The organism is Streptomyces sp. NBC_01803 (assembly GCF_035917415.1).
In the GTDB taxonomy this organism is placed as follows: domain Bacteria; phylum Actinomycetota; class Actinomycetes; order Streptomycetales; family Streptomycetaceae; genus Streptomyces.
This window is the reverse complement of sequence record NZ_CP109073.1, coordinates 293,977-309,809: the sequence shown is the minus strand read 5'-3', so window position 1 is coordinate 309,809 and position 15,833 is coordinate 293,977. Positions and strand designations below refer to the sequence as shown.

Sequence of the window (15,833 nt, the reverse complement as noted above, 5' to 3'; positions counted from 1 at the left end):
AGAAATGTCGAACACGTCAGCAGAAGCGGTCGTTGAGGCTCTCCGGGATTCCCTCAAGGAGGTCAGCAAGCTCAGGGAGCAGAACCGCCACCTCGTCGAGACGACCCATGAGCCGGTGGCGATCGTGGGGATGGGGTGTCGTTTTCCGGGTGGTGTGGAGTCGCCGGAGGGGTTGTGGGATCTGGTGGCCTCGGGTGCGGACGGGGTTTCGGGGTTTCCGGTGGATCGGGGTTGGGATCTTGAGCGGTTGTTCGATCCTGATCCGGAGCGGTCGGGGTCGTCGTATACGCGTGAGGGTGGGTTCCTGCATGGGGCGGCGGAGTTCGATGCGGAGTTTTTCGGGATCTCACCGCGTGAGGCGTTGGGGATGGATCCGCAGCAGCGGTTGATGCTGGAGGTGTCGTGGGAGGCGTTGGAGCGGGCGGGGATCGACCCGGGTGAGCTGCGCGGCAGCGACACCGGCGTCTTCACCGGCCTCATGTACCACGACTACGGACCTCACCTCCACGATGTCGTGGAGGGCATCGAGGGGCACCGCCTCACCGGCGGTCTCGGCAGTGTGTTGTCGGGGCGGGTGTCGTATGTGCTGGGTCTTGAGGGGCCGGCGTTGACGGTGGATACGGCGTGTTCGTCGTCGTTGGTGGCGTTGCATCTGGCGGTGCAGGCGTTGCGGCGGGGTGAGTGTTCGCTGGCGTTGGCCGGTGGGGTGACGGTGATGTCGTCGCCGGGGACGTTTGTGGAGTTCTCGCGGCAGCGTGGGTTGTCGGCTGATGGGCGGTGCAAGTCGTTCGCGGCGTCGGCTGATGGCACCGGCTGGGCCGAGGGTGCGGGTGTGCTGGTGGTGGAGCGGTTGTCGGACGCGGTGCGCAACGGGCATCGGGTGCTGGCGGTGGTGCGCGGCAGCGCGGTCAACCAGGACGGCGCGAGCAATGGTCTGACGGCTCCGAATGGTCCTTCTCAGCAGCGTGTCATCCGCGCCGCGTTGGCGGATGCGCGGTTGTCCATGGGAGATGTGGACGCGGTTGAAGGGCATGGCACGGGGACGCGGTTGGGTGATCCGATCGAGGCGCAGGCGCTGATCGCGACGTATGGGCGGGAGCGTTCTGGTGGGGACCGGCCGTTGTGGTTGGGGTCGTTGAAGTCGAACATCGGTCATGCGCAGGCCGCGGCCGGTGTGGGTGGTGTGATCAAGATGGTGATGGCGATGCGGCATGGGGTGCTGCCGCGGACCCTGCATGTGGATGAGCCGTCGCCGTTCGTGGATTGGGAAGCGGGTGCGGTGCGGTTGCTGACGGAGTCGGTGGGCTGGCCGGACAGTGGTCGTCGGCGCCGGGCGGGGGTGTCCTCGTTCGGGATCAGTGGCACCAATGCGCACATCATTCTCGAACAGGCACCGGAGAGCGAGGAGCGGTCCGGGCAGGATGAGCCCGCTCCGGACGAGGGTCTGGTGCCGATCGTGGTGTCGGCGCGGAGCGAGGCCGCGCTTCGGGGGCAGGCGGGGCGGTTGGCTGATCATCTGGTGGCGTGGCCGGGGTTGGGGTTGGGGGATGTTGCTCGTTCGCTGGTGGTGTCGCGGGCGGCTTTTGAGCATCGTGCGGTGGTGGTGGCTGCTGGTCGGGGTGCGGTGGTGGAGGAGTTGTCGGTGCTGGCTTCGGGCGGTTCGCTCGGGCGTGGTGCCGAGGGTTCGGTGAGTGGTGGGAAGGTCGCGTTCCTGTTTACGGGGCAGGGCAGTCAGCGGGCTGGTATGGGCCGGGAGTTGTATGAGCGGTTCCCGGTGTTCGCTGAGGCGTTTGATGAGGTGTGCGGGTTGCTGGAGCCGTTGGTGGGTGTGTCGGTTTCGGATGCGGTGGTGACGGGTGAGGGGCTGGATGAGACGGGGATGACGCAGCCGGCGTTGTTCGCGTTTGAGGTGGCTTTGTTTCGTTTGTTTGCTTCGTGGGGTGTGCGGCCGGATTGTGTGGCGGGTCATTCGGTGGGGGAGATTGTCGCGGCGCATGTGGCGGGGGTGTTGTCTCTTGCGGATGCGTGTGTGCTGGTGGCGGCGCGGGGTCGGTTGATGCAGGCGTTGCCGCCGGGTGGGGCGATGGTGGCGATTGAGGCTTCGGAGGAGGAGGTTGCCGGGTCGCTGGTGCCGTGGGAGGGGCGGGTGGCGATCGCGGCGGTGAATGGTCCTGTGTCGGTGGTGGTGTCGGGTGTTGAGGAGGGTGTTGAGGCGGTTGCTGGGGTGTGGCGTGGGGTGGGGCGTCGGACGCGGCGGTTGCGGGTGAGTCATGCGTTTCATTCGCCGTTGATGGACGGGATGGTGGGGGAGTTCCGTTCGGTGGTGGCGGGGTTGTCGTTCGCTGAGCCGGGGTTGGGGTTTGTGTCGAACGTGTCGGGTGGTCTGGTGTCGGTGGGGGAGGTGTCGTCGCCGGAGTACTGGGTGGGGCATGTGCGGGAGGCGGTGCGTTTCGCCGATGGGGTGCGGGCGTTGGAGGAGGACGGGGTCACCACGTTCCTGGAGCTTGGTCCTGGTGGTGTGTTGTCGGGGCTGGGGCCGGGGTGTCTGTCGCGGGAGGACGCGGGTGAGTTCGTGCCCGGGTTGCGTGATGGGGATGAGGTGGCTGGTGCGGTGGTGGCGCTGGGCCGGTTGTGGGCGCGTGGTGTCGGGGTGGAGTGGCCGGCTGTGGTGGGCGCGGGTCCGGTGGTGGATCTGCCGACGTACGCGTTTGAGCGGGAGCGGTTCTGGTTGCGGCATGACGCCGGGGGTGCGGTGTCGGCGTCCGCGTTGGGTGTGGGTGTTGCGGGTCATCCGCTGTTGGCGGCTGTGGTGGCGGTGGCGGGGGGTGATGAGTTTGTGCTGACCGGGCGGTTGTCGCTGGAGACGCATCCGTGGCTGGCCGATCACGCTGTTTTGGGGTCGGTGTTGCTGCCGGGGACCGCGTTCGTCGAACTCGCCCTCCACGCCGCCGAACACACCGGAACCCCGGAACTGGAGGAGCTGACGCAGGAAGCCCCCCTCACCATCCCCGAGACCGGAGCCGTCCAGGTGCAGGTGGTGGTCGGCACCGCCGATGACGGCGGCAGGCGACCGGTCGCCATCTACTCCCGCCCCGACGACCAAACCCAGGGAACGCCCTGGATGCGGCATGCGTCTGGGGTGTTGGTTGTGGGTGGTTCTGGTGGTTCTGGTGGTTCTGGTGGTTTTGTTGGTGTGGGTGGTGGTGTGTGGCCGCCGGTGGGGGCGGTGCCGGTGGATGTGGTGGGCCGGTATGAGGTGTTGGCGGGTCTGGGTTTTGGTTATGGGCCTGTGTTTCAGGGGTTGCGGTCGGTGTGGCGGCGTGGGCGTGAGGTGTTCGCCGAGGTGGTCCTGGGTGGGGAGGGGGCTGGGGAGGCGGGGTCGTTCGGGTTGCATCCGGCGTTGCTGGATGCGGCGTTGCATGCGATTGGTCTGGGTGTGCTGCCCGAGGAGGGTGGTGTGACGCGGTTGCCGTTCGTGTGGAGCGGGGTGCGGCTGTATGCGGTGGGTGCGGGGGTGTTGCGGGTGACGCTGGCGCCGGTCGGGGTGGATGCGGTGTCGCTGCGTGCGGTGGATGCGGCCGGGCAGCCGGTGGTGGAGGTGGAGTCGCTGGCGCTGCGGGCGGTCACGCCGGGGCAGTTGCGTGTTTCGGGTTCTGTGGGGAGTGGTCTTACCCGTCTTCAGTGGGTGGCTGTTCCGGGTGGTGCCGGGCCCGGGGTGGTCGGGGAGGGCTGGGTTCTTCTGGGTGGTGATGGCGGTGGTGGGCTCACGGCTTTCGCGGATGTGGCGGCGCTGGCCGCGTCGGTGGAGTCCGGTGGGGGGGTGCCGCGGGTCGCGGTGGCGGTGGCTCCTGCGAGTGGCGGGGTGGATGTGCCTGCCGGTGTGCGGTCCTTGGTGGATTGGGCGCTGGAGCTGACGCAGTCCTGGCTTGCGCAGGATCGGCTTGCGGGTTCGCGTCTGGTCGTGGTCACCCGGGGGGCGGTCGCTGTGGATGAGCGGGACGGTGTGGTGGATTTGGCGCAGGCGGTGGTGTGGGGGTTGTTGCGGTCGGCGCAGACGGAGAATCCGGACCGGGTGGTTGTGGTGGATGCCGATCCGCGGGGGTCGGGTCCTGTGGATGTGGTGTCGCTGGCGGGTGTGGTGGCTTCGGGTGAGCCGCAGGCGGCTGTGCGTGGTGAGGGGTTGCTGGTTCCGCGTCTGGAGCGTGTCCCTGTGGGCGGGGCCGGGGAGGGCGTGTTCGGTGAGGGCGCGGTGGTGGTGACTGGTGCGTCGGGTGCGCTGGGTGGTGTGGTGGCCCGGCATCTGGTGGCTGAGCGTGGTGTGCGGGATCTGTTGCTGCTGAGTCGGCGTGGTGCTCAGGCGCCGGGTGCGGCGGAGCTGGTGGCTGAGTTGCGTGGGTTGGGTGCGGCTGTGTCGGTGGTCGCGTGTGATGTGGCTGACCGTGAGGCGTTGGCGGGTGCGCTGGCGCTGGCGCCGGGTGGGCGGGTCGGTGCGGTGGTGCATGCGGCGGGTGTGCTGGACGATGGTGTGTTCGCCGCGTTGACGCCGGAGCGGGTGGAGGGGGTGCTGCGTCCGAAGGTGGATGCGGCCTGGCATCTTCATGAGTTGACGCGGGAGTGGGGTATCTCGGCGTTCGTGTTGTTCTCCTCGGTCCAGGGCACGGTCGGGGGGGCGGGGCAGGCCAACTACGCGGCGGCCAACGCTTTCCTCGATGCCCTGGCCCAGCGCCGGGGGAGTGAGGGACTGCCGGCCACTTCCATCGCCTGGGGCCCCTGGGCCGAAGGCGGCATGGCAGCCACACTCACCGAGGCCGACCAGGTCCGCCTGGCCCGCTCGGGCATGACCGCGCTGACCGTGGCGCGAGGGCTGGAGCTGTTGGATGCCGCGCTGGTGCCGGACGCCCCCGCGCACGTGGTGGCCGTGGACTGGAACCTCGCCGCCCTGCACGGCCGGGAGAGCGCCGACGTGCCGGCCGTCCTGCGGTCCCTCGCCGGCCCCGGCCGTCCCCGCCGCACCGCCGCCTCCGCCCAGGACACGGCCACCGGCACCTCCCTCGCCCAGCGGCTGGCCGGACTCCCCCCGGCCGAACAGGAGAAGACCCTCACCGACCTCGTCCGCGCCCAGGTGGCCGCGGTGCTCAACTACGGAGGCGACCAGACGCTGGACGTCTCCCGTGGCTTCAGGGACCTCGGGCTGGACTCGCTGACCGCCGTCGAGCTGCGGAACCGGCTCAACAAGACCACCGGCCTCCGCCTGCCCGCCACCCTCGCCTTCGACTACCCGACGCCCGCCGAGCTCGGCCGCGATCTCCTCGCCCGCCTCGGCCTGGCCGCCGACCGGGCCTCCGTGCCCGCCGCCTCCGCCACGGTCGCGACGCGCGGCGACGACGAGCCGATCGCGATCGTCGGCATGAGCTGCCGCTTCCCCGGCGGCGTGCGCAGTCCCGAAGAGCTGTGGGCGCTGCTGGAGTCCGGCGGGGACGCGATCTCCGGCTTCCCCGCCGACCGGGGCTGGGACCTGGACGGGCTGTACGACCCCGACCCCGACCGGATGGGCACCTCGTACACCCGCGAAGGCGGATTCCTCTACGACGCCGGCGACTTCGACGCCGAGTTCTTCGGCATCTCACCCCGCGAGGCGCTGGCCATGGACCCGCAGCAGCGGCTCCTGCTGGAGCTGTCCTGGGAGGCATTCGAACGGGCCGGTATCGACCCGGCCGCGCTCCGCGGCAGCCCGACCGGCGTGTTCGCCGGGATCATGTACCACGACTACGTCAGCCGACTGCCCAGCCAGCCCGGCGAGTTGGAGGGCTACCTCGCCATCGGCAACACCGGCAGCGTCGGCACCGGCCGGATCGCCTTCACCTTCGGTCTTGAGGGGCCCGCCGTCTCGGTGGACACCGCCTGCTCCTCGTCGTTGGTCGCGCTGCACCTCGCCTGCCAGTCACTGCGCCAGGGGGAGAGCTCCCTCGCGCTGGCCGGCGGCGTGACCGTCCTCTCCTCGCCCTTCACCTTCGTCGACTTCAGCCGACAGCGCGCGCTGTCCCCCGACGGCCGTTCCAAGGCGTTCTCGGCGGCGGCCAACGGTACCGGCTGGGCCGAGGGCGCGGCGATGCTCCTGGTCGAACGACTGTCGGACGCGCGGCGCCACGGACACCCGGTGCTCGCCGTGGTGCGGGGCAGCGCGGTCAACCAGGACGGCGCCAGCAACGGCCTGACCGCGCCCAACGGCCCCTCCCAGCAGCGCGTCATACGCGCCGCCCTGGACAACGCCCGCCTCTCGCCGGCCGACATCGACGCCGTGGAGGCACACGGCACCGGGACGCCGCTCGGCGACCCCATCGAGGCCGAAGCGCTGCTGGCGACGTACGGCACCGGGCACTCGGCCGGACAGCCGCTGTGGCTGGGCTCGTTGAAGTCGAACATCGGCCACACCCAGGCGGCGGCCGGGGCCGGGGCCGTCATCAAGATGGTGACGGCGATGCGGAACGGGGTGCTGCCGCGCACCCTGCACGTCGACGAGCCGTCTCCGTACGTGGACTGGTCCTCAGGGGCGCTGTCGCTGCTGACCGAGCCGGTGGCCTGGCCCGGCGGCGACCGTCCGCGCCGCGCCGGCGTCTCGTCGTTCGGCGTCAGCGGCACCAACGCGCACGTCATCCTCGAAGAGCCGCCCGCCACCCAGGAGCCGGAGCCCACCCCCGCCGAGCCGGTGGACGTCCCCGACGCGCTGCCGTTCCCGCTCTCCGCCAAGAGCGACACGGCCCTGCGCGCACAGGCCGAGCGGCTGCTGGCACTCCTGGCGGAGCGGCCCGAAACGGCGGCCACCGACATCGCGTTCTCCCTGGCGACCACCCGCTCCGCGCTGGAGCACCGGGTGGTGGTCGTGGGCGGCGACCCGCGCGACGCGCTGGCGGCGCTGGCTCGGGGCGAGTCTGCCGCCGGGCTGGTGCGCGGCACCGCGGCCGAGCGGGACCGGCCGGTGTTCGTCTTCCCCGGCCACGGCTCCCAGTGGGTCGGCATGGCGACGGAGCTCCTGGAGTCGTCGCCGGTCTTCCGGGCGCGGTTCGAGCAGTGCGCCGAGGCCCTGGCGCCGCACGTGGACTGGTCCCCGGCCGAGTCGCTGCGCGACGCCGCGATGCTGGAGCGGGTCGAGGTCGTCCAGCCGCTGCTGTGGGCGGTGATGGTGTCGCTGGCCGAGCTGTGGCGGTCCTGCGGTGTCGAGCCGTCCGGCGTCGTCGGCCATTCGCAGGGCGAGGTCGCCGCCGCCTGCGTGGCGGGCGCGCTGTCGCTGACGGACGGGGCTCGCGTCGCGACCCTCCGCAGCCGCCTGATCTCGGGTCTGCCCGCCGGCGCCATGGTGTCGGTCGGCCTGCCCGCCGAGCAGGTCGAGGAGCGGCTGGCCCAGTGGGACGGGCGGGTGTCGCTCGCCGTGGTCAACGGGCCGTCCGCCGTGGTCGTTTCGGGCGACATCGACGCCTGTGACGAGCTGTTCGCCGCATACGAGGCCGAGGGGGTGCGGGTGCGTCGGCTGCCGGCCGACCAGGCCGGGCATTCGGCGCACGTCGAGGCGATCCGGGAGGCGCTGCTCGACGGCCTGGCCGCGATCACCCCGCAGCCGCCGGGCATCCCGTTCCACTCGACCGTGACCGGCGGCCTGCTGGACGACTCGACCGCGCTGGACGCCGCCTACTGGTATCGCAACCTGCGTGAGACCGTTCGGTTCGACCGGGTGCTGCGGTCGCTCCTGGACCGGGGCCACGACCTGTTCGTCGAGGTCAGCCCGCACCCGGTGCTGGCCATCGGCATCGAGCAGGGCATCGAGCAGGCCGGGTCGGGGGCCGTGGTCGTCGGCACGCTGCGGCGCGGCGAGGGCGGCCTGGCGCGGTTCCACGCGGCGCTGGGCGAGGCGTGGACCCAGGGGTGCGCGGTGGACTGGCGGAAGGCGTTCGCCGGATACGGCGCGCGCGCCGTGGACCTGCCGACGTACGCCTTCCAGCGGCAGCGGTACTGGCTGGAGTCCCACGCAGCCGCCCCGACGCCGACGGCGGAGAACGAGACCGACGCGGCGTTCTGGCGGGTGATCGAGGGAGGTGACGCCCGGACCCTGGCCGACACCCTCGGACTGGACGACACCGGCCCGCTGGCCGAGCTGATGCCCGCCCTCTCGGCCTGGCGCGCCGGGCACCGGGAGGAGTCCCGGCTGCACGCCCTGCGCTACCACGTGGTGTGGCGGCCCGTCGGCGAGCCGGCCTCGGCCGCCCTGTCCGGCACCTGGCTGGTCGTGGCCCCCGCCGCGCCGGCCGGTGACTCGCTGGCCGAGGACTGCGTCCGCGCCCTCGCCGCGCGGGGCGCCCGCCCGATCCTGATCGTCCCGGAGGACACCGGGCCGGCGCTGGCCCGGCAGGTCGCCGAGGCCGCCGACGGCTCCCTGATCGAGGGCGTGCTGTCCCTTTTGGCGCTGGACGAGACCCCGCTCGCCGGGCTGACCGGCACCCTGCGGCTGGTGCACGCGCTGCGGGAGGAGGCGGGCAAGACCCGGCTGTGGTCGGTGACCCGGGGCGCCGTCGCCGTGGACGGCGTGGAGCGGCCGGAGCACCCGGGGCAGGCCCAGGTCTGGGGCCTGGGCCGGACCGTGGCGCTGGAACACCCCGAGCTGTGGGGCGGCCTCGTGGACCTGCCCACCACGCCGGACCCGCGCGCGCTCGAACGGCTGGCCGGGGTGCTCGCGCAGCCCGGCGCCGAGGACCAGTTCGCCCTGCGCACCTCCGGCGTCTTCACCAGGCGCCTGGTCCGGGCGGGCGCCGACCGCGGCGCGGACGCCCCCTGGACACCGCACGGCACGGTGCTGGTCACCGGCGCCGAGACCGGTATGGGCGCCGAGACAGCCCGCTGGCTGGCCCGGGAGGGCGCCGAGCACCTGGTGCTGCTCACCGGCGAGCCGGCTGGGCCGGAGCAGGGACTCCTCGACGAGCTGGCCGAGGCCGGGACGCGGGTGACAGTCGCCACGGCCGACCTCGCCGACCGGGAGGCGCTGGCCGCCGAACTGGCCCGCCTGACAGCCGAGTTCCCCCTGACCGCCGTGGTGCACGCGGCGGGCGCGGGACCGTCCACCGCACTGGCCGACACCGATGAGGCGGCTCTCGTCCACGGGCTGGGCGCCCGCGTCTCGGGCGCGGACCACCTCGACCAGCTGCTGGACGGTCAGCCGCTGGAGGCGTTCGTCCTGTTCACCTCGACCGCCGGGGTGTGGGGCGGCGGCGGGCAGGCAGCCGTCGGTGCCGCCGACGCCTTCCTGGAGGCGCTCGCCGTCGACCGCCGCCGGCGCGGCCTGCCCGCGACCGCCGTCGCCTGGGGCCTGTGGGCCGGCGTCGGCGGTGGCCCCGGGGAGACGGCCGAGGAGCGCGAACGGCGCGAGCGGCTGCGGCGGCGCGGACTGGCCGAGATGGCGCCCGACCGGGCGCTGGCCGCCCTGCGGATCGCCCTCGGACAGGACGACACCGCCGTGCTGCTGGCCGAGATCGACTGGGAACGCTTCGCCGCGGCCTTCACCGCCGTCCGTGCCGCCACCCTCATCGACGAACTGCCCGAGGCCCGGCGCGCGTTGACGGGGAACGGCGGCACGGCAGGGGACGGGGCCGGAGTGGCGGACACCGTGCGCGCGCCCGACCTGGGGTCCGCGCTGGCGGGCCTCCCGCCGGCCGACCAGCAGCGCCGCCTGCTCGACCTGGTGCGCGACGAGATCGCGGCCGTGCTGGGGCACTCCTCCGGCGTGGAGATCGGCGCCGACCGGGCCCTGAAGGAGCTGGGGCTCGACTCGCTGGCCGCCGTGACGCTGCGGAACCGGCTGGGGGCCGCCACCGGGCTGCGCCTTCCCACGACGCTCATCTTCGACCACCCGACGCCCGCCGCCGTCGCGGCGTTCCTGCGGGCCGAAGTCCTGCCCGACGCCCCGGAGGACGACGCCGCGGCCGTGGACGCCGAGCTGGACCGGCTGTCCGCGCTGGCGGCCGACGGCGACGACGCAGCCCGCTCCCGGCTCGCCACACGGCTCCAGGCCCTGGTGGAGCAGCTCAACGGCGGCCAGGACCGCGGCGACGACGGGGAGTCCCTCGCCGCCCGGCTGGAGTCCGCCAGCGACGACGACATCTTCGGCTTCATCGACAGGGAGCTCGGCACCGCCTGACCGCGGCACCCGCCGCGACGGACAGACACCGCGCCCCCACACGACTCCTAAGGATCGTTATGTCTGACGAGAGCAAGCTGCGCGAGTACCTCAAACGGGTGACCATCGAGCTCGCCGAGTCCCGCCGGAAGCTCCAGGAGGCCGACGACGCCCGACACGAGCCGATCGCCGTCGTGGGCATGAGCTGCCGGCTCCCGGGCGACGTGCGGTCCCCCGAGGACCTGTGGGAGCTGCTGGTCGCCGGTGGCTCCCCGGTGTCCCCGTTCCCCGCCGACCGGGGCTGGGACCTGGACGGGCTGTACGACCCGGACCCGGACCGGCCCGGCACCACCTATGTGCGGCACGGCGGCTTCATCCCCGACGTGACCGAGTTCGACGCCGGATTCTTCGGCATCTCTCCCCGCGAGGCGGTGGCGATGGACCCGCAGCAGCGGCTGCTGCTGGAGACCACCTGGGAGGCGCTGGAACACGCGGGCATCGACCCGGCGGCGCTGCGCGGCACCCGCACCGGCGTGTTCGCGGGGTGCAGCACCCTCGACTACGCCCTGCTGCTCGCCGACGCCGGGGACGACCTGGAGGCGCACCGCATGACGGGCGCCGCCGGCAGCGTCGTGTCCGGGCGTGTCTCCTACCTCCTGGGCCTGGAGGGGCCGGCGGTGACGGTGGACACCGCCTGCTCCTCGTCGCTGGTCGCGCTGCACCTGGCGTGCGAGTCGCTGCGCCTGAAGGAGAGCTCCCTGGCCCTGGTCAGCGGCGTGTCGGTGATCTCGACGCCCGGCGCGTTCGTCGACTTCAGCCGACAGCGCGGCCTGGCGCCGGACGGCCGGGTCAAGGCGTTCGCGGAGGCCGCGGACGGCACCGCCTGGTGTGACGCGGTCGGCGTGCTGGTGGTGGAGCGGCTGTCGGACGCGCGGCGCCACGGTCACCAGGTGCTGGCGGTGGTGCGGGGCAGCGCGGTCAACCAGGACGGCGCCAGCAACGGCCTGACCGCGCCCAACGGCCCCTCCCAGCAGCGCGTCATCCGCGCCGCCCTGGACAACGCCCGCCTGTCCCCGGCCGACCTCGACGCCGTGGAGGCACACGGCACCGGGACGCCGCTGGGCGACCCCATCGAGGCCCAGGCGCTGCTGACCACCTACGGCCGCGCGCGCACCCCCGAGCGCCCGCTGTGGCTGGGGTCGGTGAAGTCCAACTTCGGCCACCCCGGCGCCGCGGCCGGCGTCACCGGCGTGATCAAAACGGTGCTGGCCCTGCGCAACGGGCTGCTGCCCCGGACCCTGAACGTGGACCGCCCCACCTCGCACGTGGACTGGTCCGCCGGCGCCGTGTCGCTGCTGACCGAGCCGGTGGCCTGGCCGCCGGGCGACCGGACGCGCCGCGCCGGGGTCTCCGCCTTCGGCGTCAGCGGTACCAACGCGCACGTCATCCTGGAGGAGGCCCCGCCGGCCGAGCCCGCCCCCGGCCCGCCGGAGGTGGGCGACGGCCCGCTCCCCGTCCACGCCGTGTCGCCGGTCCTGGTGTCGGCGCGCGGCGAGACCGCCCTGCGCGCCCAGGCCGCCGCCTACCACCGGCACCTGGCCGATCGCCCCGAGCTGGCCCTGCCCGACGTGGGCCTGGCCACGGCGACCACCCGTTCCGCGCTGGAGCAGCGCGCGGCCGTCGTCGCCGCGGACCGGGACGCTCTGCTGGCGGGCCTGGCCGCGCTGTCCGACGGCACGGCGGCGGCCGGCGTCGTCCGGGGCGTGGCCCACGACGGGGGCAAGACCGTGTTCATCTTCCCCGGCCAGGGCTCCCAGTGGACGGGCATGGCAAGTGAACTCCTCGACACCGAGCCCGAGTTCGCCGCCCGCCTGCGCGAGATCGCCGCGTTCATCGAGGAGCACGTCGACTGGTCGGTCGAAGCGGTGCTGCGGCAGGCCGAGGGGGCGCCCTCGCTGGAGCGGATCGAGGTCGTCCAGCCCGTGCTGTTCGCCGTGCATGTGGCGCTGGCCGCGCTGTGGGAGGCGTACGGCGTGCGCCCCGACGCCGTCGTGGGCCACTCACAGGGCGAAATCGCGGCGGCCTGCGTGTCCGGCGCGCTGACCCCGGCCGACGCCGCCCGTGTCGTCGTCCAACGCTCCCAGCTCTTCGCCGACGAGCTCGTGGGCCGCGGCCTGGTCGCCTCCCTGGCCCTGTCGGCCGCCGAGACCGAGGCGCTGATCGAGCCCTACGGCGACAGCCTGTCCATCGCGGGCATCAACGGCCCCAACGCGGTGACCGTCGCCGGTGCTCCCGAACCGCTGCACGAGCTGGTGGCGACCCTGACGGCCCGGGGTGTGCGGGCCCGGGTCGTCCCCGCGACGGTCGCCTCGCACAGCGTCCAGGTCGAGCCGCTGCGCGACCGGGTGCTGGAGTCGCTGTCCTTCGTCCGGCCCGTGGCCGGCCGCGTCCCGATCTACTCGACCGTCACCGGCGAGGCTCTGGACGGCTCGACCCTCACCGCCGACTACTGGTACGAGAACTGCCGCCGCCCGGTCTCCTTCGAGCCGGTGGTGCGTGCCCTGCTCGCCGACGGCTACGGCCTCTTCGTCGAGTCCAGCGCCCATCCGGTGCTGATCATGGGTGTCCAGGAGACCGCCGACGAGGCCCCCGGCCGCCCCGACGTCGCCGTCGTCGGCACCTTGCGGCGCGACGAAGGCGGACCGGCCCGCTTCCACGCCTCCCTGGCACAGGCGTGGGCGCTGGGCGCCGACGTGGACTGGCCGAAGGTCTTCGCCGGCCGCGCCACCGGCCCGGTCGACCTGCCCACCTACGCCTTCCAGCGCAGCCGGTACTGGGCGGAGGGCCGTTCCGGCGCCCGCGCCGGGGCCGACGCCGTCGAGGAGGCTTTCTGGGAGACCGTGGAGCGGGAGGACCTGACCGGCCTGGCCGACACCCTCCGGGTCGCCGACGCCGACGCCGACGCGCTGGGCGGCGTGCTGCCGCATCTGGCGTCGTGGCACCGGGGCCGCCGTGAGCGCACCGCGCTGGACGCCCTGCGGCACCGCGTCGTGTGGCGCCCGCTCGGCGGCCGGCCGGGCACGCGCGCCGCCGTGGGCACCTGGCTGATCGTCACCGGCCCCGGGGACGCGGCCGGCGACGGCGCCGACGCCCTCGGCCAGGCGCTCGCCGCCCACGGCGGCACCACCGCCCGCGTCGCCCTCGACCCTGCCCGGCCGCCCGGACGGGAGGAGCTGGCCGGACTGCTGCGGCGGGCGGCCGGGGACGACCGGACACCGGGAGTGATCTCGCTGCTTCCGTCGACCGTGACCGGCGGCCTGCCGGAGACCGTGCTGCTGCTGGGGGCCCTGGCCGACAGCGGACTGGACACCAGGCTGTGGTCCCTGACGCGGGGCGCGGTCGCGGCCGAGAGGACCGACCGCGTCGACCACCCGGAGCAGGCCGCGGTCTGGGGCCTGGGCCTGGTCGCCGCCCTGGAACACCCGCGTCTGTGGGGCGGCCTGGTGGACCTGCCGCCCACCCTGGACGAGACCGCCGCCGACCGCCTGATGGCCGTGCTCACGAGTGGCGGCGACGGGCAGGAGGACCAGCTCGCCGTGCGGCCCACCGGCGTGTTCGTCCGCCGCATGGTCCCCGCGCCGTTGAAGGGCGCCCCGCCCGCCCGCTCCTGGCGGCCCGACGGCACCGTCCTGATCACCGACGGCACCGGCCTCGCGGGCGCCCACGTCGCCCGTCACCTGGCCCGGCAGGGCGCGGCCCACCTGCTGCTGACCGAGAGCCGGCCGGTGCCTGAGGCCCGCCGCCGGGAGCTGGAGGCCGAATTGGCCGCCCTGGGCGCCACGGTGACCGTCGCCGCGTGCGACTGCGCCGACCCCGGGGCGCTGGCCGCCGTGCTGGCCGCCGTGCCCGAACGGCACCCGCTGACCGCCGTCGTGCACTGCGCCGAACTGCTGGAGGAGGGACTGCTGGAGGACCTGGACCCCGCCTCCTTCGAGCGTGTCCTGCGCGCCAAGGCCACTCCCGCCCGCATCCTCCACGAGCTGACCGAGCACCTGCCGCTGTCCGCGTTCGTGCTGTTCTCCTCCTTCCCCGCCACCTTCGGCGGCAGCGCCGGCCTCGGCGCCTACGCCGCGGCCGGCGCGTACCTCGACGCCCTCGCCGCCCACCGGGCGGCGCGCGGCCTGGCCGCCACGTCCATCGCCTACGGCTACTGGGCGGGCTCGGCCACCCAGTCGCGCGGCGCGGAGTTCGAACAGGCCCGGCAGGACCGCCTGCGGCAGCGCGGCCTGCCCGCGCTCGCACCCGACACGGCCGTCGCGGCGCTGCGCCAGGCGCTCGACCACGACGAGACCGCGATCGCCGTGGTCGGCCTGGACTGGGAGCGCTTCCACCCGCGCTTCACCGCCGGGCGCCCCAGCCCGCTCCTCGCCGAGCAGCCGGAGGTGCGGCGCCTGCGGGAGCGCGCCGCGTCCGCCGTCCCCGCCGTCGTGACCGGGGAGCTGGCCCGCCTGCCCTCGGCCGAGCGGGAGCGCGCGCTGCTCCGCCTGGTGCGCGCGGAGATCGCGGCCGTGCTCGGCCACGCCGACCCCGAGGCCGTCGACGCGCGGCGCGGCTTCCTGGCCCAGGGCATGGACTCGCTGACGACCGTGGAGCTGGCCAACCGCCTCAGCGCCGCCGTCGGCCGGCGGGTGGGGCCCCGCACGGTGCTGGACGCCGGCGACCCGGCCGCGCTCGCCGGGCGGCTGAACGCCCTGCTGGGCGGCGGCGACGGCGGACCGGCCACCGCCCCGGACGCCGCGGCCGGGATGGGCGGCGCGTCGCCCGACTCGCTCGGCGCCCTGTTCCTGGAGTCCGTGCGGCAGGAGCGGGCCGGGGAGTTCCTCGGATTCCTCACCGCCGCCGCCCGGTTCCGCCCGGTGTTCGGCGGGCCCGGCCCCGCCGAGCGGCCCGCGATCGTTCCCCTGACCAGCGGCACGGGCGGGGGGGCAACGGCCCTGATCTGCCTGCCCACCGTCCTGGCCGGCTCCGCGCCCACGCAGTACGCGCGGCTGGCCGCGCACTTCGCGGGCCGGCGGGACGTGGCCGCCGTGACCCTGCCCGGGTACGCCGCCGGGGAGCGCCTCCCGCGCGACCTCGACGCGTGGGCCGCCGCCACCGCCGACGCGGTGCGCGCCCACATGGGCAAGGAGCCGTTCGTCCTGGCAGGCCACTCCTCCGGCGGGCTGCTGGCGCACCTGGTGGCGGAACGGCTGGAGGGCGCCGGCGTCTACCCGGAGGGCGTGGCGCTGATCGACACCTTCCCCCTGGGGGACGACACGCTCGCCGGGATCGGTCACGTGGTGCTCACCGGCCTCGCCGAGCGCGCCGACCTGCTGCCCGACCTGGACGACACCCGGCTCACCGCGATGGGCGGCTATCTGGGGCTGCTGGCCGGGTGGGAGCCCGCCGAGGTGAAGGCACCCGTCCTGCTGCTCCGGGCCGCCGACCCGCTGCCGCTTCCCGGCATGCCCGGCGCCACCGGCACGCCCGGCGCGGAGTGGCCGCCCGGCTGGGACCGCCCGCACACCCGCGCGGACGTCCCGGGCGACCACTTCTCCGTCATCGAGACCCACGCCGAATCCACCGCCCACGCGATCGACGCCTGGCTGGTCGGCCGGGCCTGACGGGCGGGGGC

General features: G+C 74.1%; 2 protein-coding genes. Both read left to right on the top strand.

Annotated elements, in window-relative coordinates; genetic code table 11:
• Positions 1-4: 4 nt before the first annotated feature.
• Positions 5-10,180: a type I polyketide synthase gene (locus OIE51_RS01455; RefSeq protein ID WP_326594875.1), complete on the top strand. Its 10,176-nt coding sequence runs from the start codon at positions 5-7 to the stop codon at positions 10,178-10,180.
• A 59-nt stretch (positions 10,181-10,239) separates the two neighbouring features.
• Positions 10,240-15,822: a type I polyketide synthase gene (locus OIE51_RS01450; RefSeq protein WP_326594874.1), complete on the top strand. Its 5,583-nt coding sequence runs from the start codon at positions 10,240-10,242 to the stop codon at positions 15,820-15,822.
• Positions 15,823-15,833 lie beyond the last annotated feature (11 nt).

Excerpts from the sequence above, each read along its gene's own strand:
- OIE51_RS01455 (WP_326594875.1), top strand. The coding sequence starts at position 5 with ATGTCGAACACGTCAGCAGAAGCGGTCGTTGAGGCTCTCCGGGATTCC.
- OIE51_RS01450 (WP_326594874.1), top strand. The coding sequence starts at position 10,240 with ATGTCTGACGAGAGCAAGCTGCGCGAGTACCTCAAACGGGTGACCATC.